At 67.8% G+C, this 10392-nt stretch carries 9 protein-coding genes and 2 pseudogenes; 3 read left to right on the forward strand and 8 right to left on the reverse strand.

Annotated features, from left to right (window positions below; all coding sequences use genetic code 11):
• From A5646_RS23470 to dop, 7 genes and pseudogenes are all read right to left on the reverse strand, one after another.
• Positions 1–436, reverse strand: a pseudogene (locus tag A5646_RS23470) (protein pafC); the annotation flags it as partial.
• Positions 433–1473, reverse strand: a complete 1041-nt coding sequence (locus A5646_RS23475) for a YafY family protein (RefSeq protein ID WP_067024552.1) — start codon at positions 1471–1473, stop codon at positions 433–435. The gene A5646_RS23475 and the pseudogene A5646_RS23470, both read right to left, overlap by 4 nt.
• Positions 1474–1548: 75 nt before the next feature.
• Entirely contained in the window at positions 1549–2907 is a 1359-nt protein-coding gene (gene pafA / locus A5646_RS23480; protein WP_156748774.1) for a Pup--protein ligase, read from the reverse strand.
• Positions 2908–3118: 211 nt separating this feature from the next.
• Positions 3119–3883 (reverse strand): proteasome subunit alpha, encoded by a 765-nt coding sequence (gene prcA, locus A5646_RS23485; protein ID WP_066860413.1) that lies wholly within the window; start codon positions 3881–3883, stop codon positions 3119–3121.
• Positions 3880–4770: a proteasome subunit beta gene (gene prcB / locus A5646_RS23490; RefSeq protein ID WP_067024554.1), complete on the reverse strand. Its 891-nt coding sequence runs from the start codon at positions 4768–4770 to the stop codon at positions 3880–3882. The genes prcA and prcB overlap by 4 nt, the downstream gene beginning before the upstream one ends.
• Positions 4767–4961 (reverse strand): ubiquitin-like protein Pup, encoded by a 195-nt coding sequence (locus A5646_RS23495; protein ID WP_066860430.1) that lies wholly within the window; start codon positions 4959–4961, stop codon positions 4767–4769. Before A5646_RS23495 ends, prcB begins: the two co-directional genes overlap by 4 nt.
• A gap of 118 nt (positions 4962–5079) precedes the next feature.
• The gene (dop, locus tag A5646_RS23500) at positions 5080–6588 is read right to left on the reverse strand and encodes a pup deamidase/depupylase (RefSeq protein ID WP_067024557.1); all 1509 of its coding nucleotides are present in this window, start codon (positions 6586–6588) and stop codon (positions 5080–5082) included.
• Positions 6589–6867: 279 nt separating this feature from the next.
• Between dop and A5646_RS23505 the strand changes: the two are divergent.
• Together A5646_RS23505 and A5646_RS23510 are read left to right on the forward strand one after the other, a co-directional pair.
• Positions 6868–7152: pseudogene (locus A5646_RS23505) on the forward strand (hypothetical protein); the annotation flags it as partial.
• A 10-nt stretch (positions 7153–7162) separates the two neighbouring features.
• Positions 7163–7768 carry a hypothetical protein gene (locus tag A5646_RS23510; protein ID WP_067024561.1) on the forward strand — a complete coding sequence of 202 codons (606 nt, stop codon included), beginning with the start codon at positions 7163–7165 and terminating at the stop codon, positions 7766–7768.
• 67 nt (positions 7769–7835) lie between these two features.
• Here A5646_RS23510 and arc read toward each other — a convergent pair whose 3' ends face one another.
• Positions 7836–9665, reverse strand: a complete 1830-nt coding sequence (arc, locus tag A5646_RS23515; RefSeq protein WP_067024563.1) for a proteasome ATPase — start codon at positions 9663–9665, stop codon at positions 7836–7838.
• A 318-nt stretch (positions 9666–9983) separates the two neighbouring features.
• Here arc and A5646_RS23520 point away from each other — a divergent pair.
• Positions 9984–10392, forward strand: a 409-nt coding sequence (locus A5646_RS23520) for a hypothetical protein (protein ID WP_067022047.1), incomplete at its 3' end; no start/stop codon positions are given.

Here is a 10392-nt window from a genome sequence, read left to right on the forward strand (position 1 = left end):
ACGCGCCGCCGGACACCTCGCTGTTCGACGGCGACCCGGCGCTGCCGTCGGCCACCCTGCGCGTGGCCCCGGCGGCGCCCTCGATCTTGGCGATCGCGCTGCGCGCGGCCTCGGGGTCGACGACGCCGGGAATGTCGGCCAGCGCCCGCAACGCGACCAGCAGCCCGGTGGCCTCCGGCGAGGTGAGCTTGAGCGGGCGGTCGATTCCCGCGGAGAAGGTCACCTCGATGGTGTCCCCGGAGAACTCGAAATCGATCAGGTCCCCCGGAAAGTAGCCCGGCAGCCCGCACATCCACAGCTGGTTCAGGTCGTCTTCGAGCTGCTTAGCCGACACCCCGAGATCGGCGGCCGCCTTGGCTCGGGTGACCCGGGGATTGGCCTGGAAATACGGAACCATGTTCAACAGCCGGATCAGCCGGGTGGAGATCGGTGTCACGCGGACACTCCCCCGCGGCCGGGCGGCTGCCCCGCCCCGACGGCGTCCCCGCCCGCATGCGCGCGCAGCCGGGCCAGCACGTCGTCGCGCAGGGACTGCGGTTCGAGCACCAGGGCGTCGGGCCCGTAGCCGGCGATGTCCCGTGCCAGCTGGTCGGCGAAGGAGATGTCGAGTTCGATCACCTCGCCGTCGCGACCGCCGAACTGGCGGGCATCGACGGGCCTGCCCGCGCGCCGCAGCGCGGTGGCCCGCCCGTCGGCCACCCACACTCGCGCCCGCCCGACGGTCGGCCCCGCCGACACTTCGGTGACGGTCTGGGCCACGATCTTCCGCAGGTCAACGTCTTTCGGCACGGTGACGGCGCCCGGTGGCCCGATCGGCGTGACGTCCGCACCGATCCGGGAAAGCCGGAAGGTCCGGGTGGCGTCGCGGTCGCGGTCGTGGCCCACGAGATACCAGCGGCCCTTCTCGGTGACCACGCCCCAGGGCTCGACGGTGCGGGTGGCGTATGGCTCGGCCCTCGAGGGTCGGTGCTGAAACTGCACCGCCTGCCGGGAGTCGATGGCGGACAACAGGATTCCCAGGACGTCTTCCGACCCGCGCAGGCCGGGCACCCCGGCCGGCGACGCGATGGCGACGGGCGCGTCGGGATCGACGTCGACGCCGGCCGCGCGCAGCTTGAGCAGCGCGCCCTGCGTCGCGGTGATCAGCTCGGGCGACTCCCACAGCTGCGTCGCAACGGCGACCGCGGCCGCCTCGTCGGGGGTCAGGTCGACCGGTGCGAGCGCGTAGGCGTCGCGGTTGATCCGGTAACCCTCGGTGGGGTCCCAGGCCGAGGCCCGGCCGACCTCGAGCGGGATGCCCAGGTCGCGCAGCTCGTTCTTGTCGCGCTCGAACATGCGGGAGAACGCCTCGGCGCTGGGGCTGTCCGAATAGCCCGCCACGCTCGACCTGATCTTCTCCGCCGAGATGTAACCGCGGGTGGACAGCAGGGCGATGACCAGATTCACCAGCCGTTCGACTTTTGACGTCGCCATTGGCTCCAGGTTATTCGATGGTCCTCGTCTGGCGCTTCCGCCGGCCATCCGCGTCGCGCCGGCGCGTCGGAGCGGCTACATGCTTGCGATCAGGCGCTTGACCCGCTCGTCGACCGCACGGAACGGGTCCTTGCACAGCACGGTGCGCTGCGCCTGGTCGTTGAGCTTGAGGTGCACCCAGTCGACGGTGAAGTCACGGCCGGCGGCCTGGGCGGCGCTGATGAACTCGCCGCGCAGCCGCGCCCGGGTGGTCTGCGGCGGGTTGTCGACGGCCTCGGCGATGTCCTCGTCGGTGGTGACGCGGGCGGCCAGCCCCTTGCGCTGCAACAGGTCGAAGACGCCGCGTCCGCGCTTGATGTCGTGGTAGGCCAGGTCCAGCTGGGCGATCTTGGGGTCGGACAGCTCCATGTTGTAGCGGTCCTGGTAGCGCTGGAAGAGCTTGCGCTTGATCACCCAGTCGATCTCGGTGTCCACCTTGGCGAAGTCCTGGCTTTCGACCGCGTCGAGCTGGCGGCCCCACAGGTCGACGATCTGCTCGATCTGCGCGTTGGGTTCGCGGGTCTGCAGGTGCTCGACGGCGCGGGTGTAGTACTCCCGCTGGATGTCCAGCGCGCTGGCCTGCCGCCCGCCCGCCAGCCGCACGGGCCGGCGACCGGTGATGTCGTGGCTGACCTCGCGGATGGCGCGGATGGGATTGTCCAGCGAGAAGTCCCGGAACGGGACGCCGGCTTCGATCATCTCGAGCACCAGAGCGGCCGTGCCCACCTTGAGCATGGTGGTGGTCTCGCACATGTTGGAGTCGCCGACGATCACGTGCAGCCGCCGGTATTTCTCGGCGTCGGCGTGGGGCTCGTCGCGGGTGTTGATGATCGGCCGGCTGCGGGTGGTGGCCGAGGAAACGCCTTCCCAGATGTGCTCGGCGCGTTGGGAAAGACAGAACGTCGCGGCCTTGGGGGTCTGTAAGACCTTTCCGGCGCCGCAGATCAGCTGGCGGGTGACCAGGAACGGCAACAGCACATCGGAGATCCGGGAGAACTCACCGGCCCGCACGATCAGGTAGTTCTCGTGGCACCCGTAGGAGTTGCCCGCCGAGTCGGTGTTGTTCTTGAAGAGGTAGATGTCGCCGCCGATGCCCTCGTCGGCCAGTCGCTGCTCGGCGTCGACGAGCAGGTCTTCCAGCACCCATTCGCCCGCGCGGTCGTGGGTGACCAGCTGCACCAGGCTGTCGCACTCGGCGGTCGCGTACTCCGGGTGGCTGCCGACGTCGAGGTACAGGCGGGCGCCGTTACGCAGGAAAACATTGGAGCTGCGGCCCCAGGACACGACACGGCGGAACAAGTAGCGGGCCACCTCGTCCGGGCTGAGCCGCCGGTGCCCATGGAATGTGCAGGTGACCCCGAACTCGGTCTCGATGCCCATGATTCGTCGCTGCACGTAATCGAGCGTACTGGTTGTCCGACCGGGACGGTGAGCAAGCCGCGCGTATCAATCCGACGAAGTTTTCCGGAGGTCGCGCGGACGCCTTCGGGAGGCCGCACCGGGCGACCGTCCGCCCGCACCGGGCCTTGCTACTCCTCGCGGCTCACCCGCACCTTGGGCACCAACAGCCCCATCGGCACCGGCGGCGGGCCGCGCCGAGCGATGCCTAGTCGGCGGATTCCCCGTTCGATTCCTCGCCGTCGCCTGCCGGGCCGTCGGAATCCAACTCGCGCAGCAAATTTTCCAGGCTGGCGCGGTTGATCCGCCGGAACGCCCGTCGCGGCCGGTTGACATCCAGGATGGCGACTTCCAGGCTGCCGACGTCCAGGGCTGCCTGGTCGCCATTCGACGCTTCGCTGCCGGCCCGCAGGGCCTTGACGGCGATGCGGGTGGCCTCACGCAGGTCGGCGTTCTCGGCGTAAGAGTCCTTGAGCGCCGTGGTGATCGGTTCGGTGGTGCCACCCATCACCACGAAATGCGGCTCGTCGGCGATCGATCCGTCGTAGGTAATCCGGTACAGCTCAGGCGGTCTGCTCTCGCCGTAGTGCGCGACCTCGGCCACGCACAGCTCCACCTCGTAGGGCTTGGCCTGCTCGGTGAAGATGGTGCCGAGCGTCTGCGCGTAGACGTTGGCCAGCTGCCGGCCCGTGACGTCACGACGGTCGTAGGCGTACCCGCGGGTGTCGGCGAATTGGATTCCGCCGCGGCGCAAGTTGTCGAATTCGTTGAACTTGCCGGCGGCCGCGAAGCCGACGCGGTCGTAGAGCTCGCTGATCTTCTGCAGTGACCGCGACGGGTTCTCCGCGACGAAGAGCACACCACCGGCGTAGGCCAGCGCGACCACGCTCTTGCCCCGGGCGATGCCCTTGCGCGCGAGCTCGCTGCGCTCGCGCATCGCCTGCTCGGGCGAGATGAAATACGGGAAGCTCACTTCTCACCACCATCGGGGCCGAAAGTGTCGGCGCGCGAACGGCTTTGGATCACTTCGCGGGACAATTCGGCGATGCGGCTCTCCGGCACGTCGAGCGCCCCCTCGGCGCCGATGGTGACCGCGGTCGGGTAGATGCCGCGCACCAGATCCGGTCCGCCGGTGGCGGAATCGTCATCGGCGGCGTCGTAGAGCGCCTCGATGGCGACGCGCACCGCGGAGTCGGCGTCGGTGACCTGCGAGTACAACTTCTTCATCGACGACTTGGCGAAAATCGATCCCGACCCCACCGACTGGTAGCCCTCCTCTTCCAGGTTCCAGCCGCCGGCGGCGTCGAAAGACACGATGCGCCCGGCGCCTTCGGGATCCGGCGCATCGATGTCGTAGCCCACCAGCAGCGGCAAGGCGATCAGACCCTGCATCGCGGCGGCCAGGTTGCCCCGCACCATGATGGCCAACCGGTTCACCTTGCCGGCGAACGTGAGCGGCACGCCCTCGAGCTTCTCGTAATGCTCGAGTTCCACCGCATACAGGCGGGCGAATTCCACCGCGATCGCGGCGGTGCCGGCGATGCCGGTGGCCGTGTAGTCGTCGGTGATGTACACCTTCTTGACGTCGCGCCCGGCGATCATGTTGCCCTGCGTCGAACGCCGATCGCCGGCGAGCACCACGCCGCCGGGATATTTCAGCGCGACGATGGTGGTGCCGTGGGGCAGCTGCCCCGCGGCACCATCGGACTGCGTGCCCGACAGGCTCGCCGGCAGCAACTCCGGCGCCTGCCGACGCAACAGATCAGCAAACGACGAGAGGTCTATAGCGGGGCTTCTTGGAGGTGCGTAGCCCGGAAGCGCGGAATTGGTGGACAGGCGATCAGAGAAAGGCCAGGTCACTGTCCGCCCTTTTGGACATACGCGCGAACGAAGTCCTCGGCGTTCTCCTCGAGGACGTCGTCGATCTCATCCAGCAGATCGTCGGTGTCCTCGGCTAGCTTCTCCCGGCGTTCTTGGCCCGCGGCGGTGCTGCCGGCGACATCGTCTTCGTCGTCGCCACCACCGCCACGCTTGGTCTGCTCCTGAGCCATCGCCGCCTCCTGCGTTGTCTGGGCCCGTTGAATGGCTTGTTCACCGATCAAGCCACACTGCCCGTTGGTCTTTCCTAGCCTACCGGTCGACCCCGACGTTCCCTGGGTTAACCGGCACCTAGCTGGTGAGTTGTTCGACCAGTTGGGCGGCGCTGTCCACCGAGTCCAGCAGCGCCCCGACGTGGGCTTTGCTGCCGCGCAGCGGCTCTAACGTCGGGATCCGGACCAGCGAATCACCACCCAGATCGAAAATCACCGAGTCCCAGCTGGCCGCGGCGATGTCGGCGCCGAATCGGCGCAGGCACTCACCGCGGAAATAGGCGCGGGTGTCCGTCGGCGGCTTGTCCACCGCTTCGAGCACCTGGTGCTCGGTCACCAGGCGCTTCATCGAACCGCGCGCGACGAGCCGGTTGTAGAGGCCCTTGTCCAGCCGGACGTCGGAATATTGCAGGTCCACCAGGTGCAGCCGCGGCGCCGACCAGCTCAGGTTCTCGCGCTGCCGGAACCCTTCGAGCAGGCGCAGCTTGGCCGGCCAGTCGAGTATTTCGGCGCATTCCATCGGGTCGCGCTCGAGCTGGTCGAGCACGTGCGCCCAGGTCTCGACGACGTCGGACGCGCGCGGATCGGGGTCGCGGCTGTCGACCAGCTTGGCCACCCGATCGAGGTAAACACGTTGCAGCGCAAGCCCCGTCAGCTCCCGGCCGTCGGCCAGTGCCACGGCGGCGCGCAGCGACGGGTCGCGGCTGATGGCGTGGACCGCATGCACCGGCCGCGCCAGCGCCAGGTCGCTCAGGTCGATGCCGTGCGCCGGGCCCTCTTCGATCAGGTCCAGCACCAGCGCGGTGGTGCCCAGCTTCAGATAGGTCGACGTCTCGGCGAGGTTCGCGTCGCCGATGATGACGTGCAGCCGCCGGTATCGATCGGCGTCGGCGTGCGGCTCGTCGCGGGTGTTGATGATGCCGCGTTTGAGCGTGGTTTCCAGGCCGACCTCGACCTCGATGTAGTCCGAGCGCTGGGACAGCTGGAAGCCGGGCTCGTCACCGGAGGGGCCGATGCCGACCCGGCCCGAGCCGGTGACCACCTGCCGGGAGACCAGAAAGGGGGTCAGCCCGGCGATGATGGCCGAAAACGGCGTCTGCCGCGACATCAGATAGTTCTCGTGCGACCCGTAGGACGCGCCCTTGCCGTCGACGTTGTTCTTGTAGAGCTGCAGTTTCGCGGCCCCCGGCACGCTGGCGACGTGGCGTGCGGCGGCCTCCATGACGCGCTCGCCGGCCTTGTCCCAGATCACCGCGTCCAGCGGGTCGGTGCACTCGGGGGCGGAGTATTCGGGATGCGCGTGGTCGACGTAGAGCCGCGCGCCGTTGGTCAGGATCATGTTGGCCGCGCCGACCTCGTCGGCGTCGACCACCGGGGGCGGGCCGGCCGAGCGGCTCAGGTCGAAGCCGCGGGCATCCCGCAACGGCGATTCCACCTCGTAATCCCAGCGGGTGCGCTTGGCGCGCTGGATGCCCGCTGCGGCCGCATACGCCAAAACCGCCTGCGTCGACGTGAGGATCGGATTGGCTGTCGGGTCCGATGGCGATGAAATGCCGTATTCGACCTCCGTTCCGATAATCCGTTGCATGACCTAAGCGTAGGCCGGGCGACGAAGTGGCCCGCGCGGCGGGGCGCGCGGGAGCCGGCCGATGCGACTCGCCCGGGCGAGCCCGCGGCCCGACCGACGTCCGCAAACCGCCCGTCGGGCAACCCTTTCGATACGGCCGCCGCGGGTGGGCTGCCGGCCGTAGGGTGACCCGGCATGGAGCTTCTTCGCGGCCGCGCTCCGGACCCCCGAGCCGCGCCGGGCGCCGCCGCCGAAAGCTAGTTCTTGGAGCGCGGTTTGCCGTTCGTGCTCACCCGGCGAAGCCCCGACCTGCTCAACGAGTGGACCCACACCTACACCAGCCGCGCGACGGTGCTCGGATTCACGCTGCCGGTGCCCGACTCACTGATCCACATGACCCTGTTCCTCGGCGCGCTGACGTTCATGTACATCAGCGCCCGCGCGGCGGGCGACGCGGAGTACCGGTCCACCTTTCTCGACCCGCTGATCGACGACCTGCAGACGACTTTGGTGGCGCGTAACCGCTATCGAGGCGCCGCCGGGCCCGCCGTCCGTCGTATTGACGGCACCGGTACCAGTGATTAATTTCACCGGAGTGTCCGCCCCCGAAGCCGGCCGCGCCGTCGGTAAACACGCACTAGACCTGTCCGGGAAGCGCTATGGCGAGGTACTCCTGGTAACTCCCGGCGAGGCGGGCCCACAGGCAACGGTTTACAACAGCTTCCCGCTCAACGACTGTCCCCAGGAGCTGTGGTCGGCGCTGGACGCGCACGCCATCGCCACCGAACACGGCGCGGCCGCAGCCCTGCTCAACGGTCCCCGCTACTGGCTGATGAACGCCATCGAAAAACAGGCCCGCGGGCCGCAGATCACCAAGTCCTTCGGCGGCATCGAGATGATCCAGCAGGCCACCGTGCTGTTGTCGTCGATGAACCCTGCGCCATATGTCCCCAACACGGTCAGTCGCCACACGGTGTTCGTCTTCAACGCCGGCCAGCAGGTGTTCGAACTCATCGATCCGCAGAGCCGGCACTGGGTGATGCAGACCTGGAGCCAGGTCGCCGACGCCACCTTGTCGCGCGACGACCTACCGGGCCTTGCCGACCGGCTCGACCTGCCGGCCGGGTGGTCGTATCAACCGCGGGTCCTCACCGAAGAACTGCGCGTGGACACGACCCAGCGGCCCGCCCAGGTGCTGTAGGACACCCTGACCAACAGCTATTCGCTGGTGACCGACTGAGCCCCAAGGGCTCAGCCGGCGCCGAGCCCTACAGGTACTGGCCCAGGTTGGATTCGGTGTCGATGGCCCGCGATGCGCTCGAGCTCTTGCCGGTGACCAGGGTGCGGATGTAGACGATCCGCTCGCCCTTCTTGCCCGAAATCCGCGCCCAGTCATCGGGGTTGGTGGTGTTGGGCAGGTCCTCGTTCTCGGCGAACTCGTCGACGATCGAGTCCAGCAGATGCTGGATGCGCAGACCGGGCTGCCCGGTCTCCAGCACCGACTTGATCGCGTTCTTCTTCGCCCGGTCGACGACGTTCTGGATCATGGCGCCGGAGTTGAAGTCCTTGAAGTACATGACTTCCTTGTCACCGTTGGCGTAGGTGACCTCCAGGAACCGGTTGTCGTCGATCTCGGCGTACATCCGCTCGACGACCTTTTCGATCATCGCCCGGATGCAAGCCGAACGGTCGCCCCCGAACTCGGCGAGATCGTCGGCGTGCACCGGCAGCGTCTCGACCAGGTACTTCGAGAAGATGTCTTGTGCCGCTTCGGCATCGGGCCGCTCGATCTTGATCTTCACGTCCAGACGGCCGGGCCGCAGGATCGCCGGGTCGATCATGTCCTCACGGTTGGAGGCGCCGATCACGATGACGTTCTCCAGGCCCTCGACGCCGTCGATCTCGCTCAGCAACTGCGGGACGACGGTGGTCTCGACGTCCGAGGAGACGCCGGTCCCGCGGGTGCGGAAGATCGAGTCCATCTCGTCGAAGAACACGATCACCGGTGTGCCTTCCGACGCCTTCTCGCGGGCGCGCTGGAAGATCAGCCGGATGTGCCGCTCGGTCTCACCGACGAACTTGTTGAGCAGCTCGGGTCCCTTGATGTTCAAGAAGTAGGACTTGGCCTCGCGGGCGTCGTCGCCGCGCACCTCGGCCATCTTCTTGGCCAGCGAGTTGGCCACGGCCTTAGCGATCAGCGTCTTACCGCAACCGGGCGGACCGTAGAGCAGCACACCTTTGGGCGGGCGCAGCGCGTACTCGCGGTACAGCTCCTTGTGCAGGAACGGCAGCTCCACCGCGTCCCGGATCTGCTCGATCTGGCGGGTCAGGCCACCGATGTCCTCGTAGCTGACGTCGGGCACCTCTTCGAGCACCAGGTCCTCGACCTCGGCCTTGGGGATCCGCTCGAAGGCGTACCCGGCCTTGGTGTCGACCAACAGCGAGTCGCCGGGCCGCAGCCTGCGCGGCCGGGTGTCGTCGTTCAGCGCGTCGGGATGCCCCTCCGGGAGGTCCTCGGCGACCAGCGGCTCGGCCAGCCACACGATGCGCTCCTCGTCGGCGTGCCCGACGACCAGGGCCCGGTGCCCGTCGGCCAGGAGCTCACGCAACGTGGAGATTTCGCCGACCGATTCGAACGTGCCGGCCTCGACGACGGTCAGGGCCTCGTTGAGCCGGACCGTCTGCCCCTTGCGCAGCAAGGGAACTTCGATGTTCGGCGAGCACGTCAGCCGCATCTTGCGGCCGGAGGTGAACACGTCGACCGTGTCGTCCTCGTGCGTGCCGAGCAGGACGCCGTAGCCGCTGGGCGGCTGCCCCAGCCGATCGACTTCCTCACGCAGCGCAAGCAGTTGCTGGCGAGCCTCTTTGAGGGTCTCCATCAACTTCGAGTTCCGCGACGCGAGCGAGTCGATGCGCGCTTCGAGCTGATGCACATCGCGGGCGGAGCGGGCACCTCCATGCGAGCCGACGGCGTGCTCGAGTTGCTCGCGCAACATCGCTGCCTCGCGGCGTAGTTGCTCCAACTCGGCCTCGTCGCCGCTGGACATGTCTGATTCGTGCGGTGTTCCGAAAGCTTCAGAACGCTCTGAGCTACCCATCTTGCGCTCCTTTCCCACACCGAATTGGTGCGGCGGATACTTCAAAGCTACCGGCGATTGCCGATTGATGTGCGGAGTCAAATACCCACGAAAAGTTAAGATTTTCGTCACGCTGGTAATCTCGGCCACTAATCGTGATGATCGAAAGGGCCTCAGGAGGTGCCAGCGTGACCGCAAAAAGCCTCGCCACAGGCTCGACTCGCGTCGCCGTCGTCGCCCCCTCCGCCGGTGTGACTTCCGTTGCACCCATCGGCCAGACCTTAGCGACACCCTTCGTTCGCGAAGCGGCCAGAGGCGTCTAGCCGGCCGACCGACTGGATGCACCGGCCACTGCCCGTAGCGCTGAGCGCCGCCGCCGCCTTGGCGGCGGTCGGACTCGCGGCATGTTCGTCGCCGCACCCGAATACCGGTTCGTCGGCCACGTCTTCGCTCCCACCGGCCACCTCGAGCCAGGTTGCCGCGCCCAACACGGCTCCCCTGCCGCCGCCCGAGGCCCTCACCGACGTGCTCACGCGGCTCGCCGACCCGAACGTTCCGGGTGCCAGCAAGGTGAATCTGGTGGAGGGCGCGAAGCCGGAGAGCGCGGTCACCCTGGACAAATTCACCAACGCCCTGCGCGACAACGGCTATCTGCCGATGACTTTCAACGCGAACGACATCGCGTGGTCGGACAAGAATCCGTCGAACGTGAAGGCCACCATCGCCGTTCACACCGCCCAGGCCAACA

Source organism: Mycobacterium sp. 1245499.0 (assembly GCF_001673615.1).
GTDB classification, from domain to species: Bacteria; Actinomycetota; Actinomycetes; order Mycobacteriales; family Mycobacteriaceae; genus Mycobacterium; species Mycobacterium europaeum_A.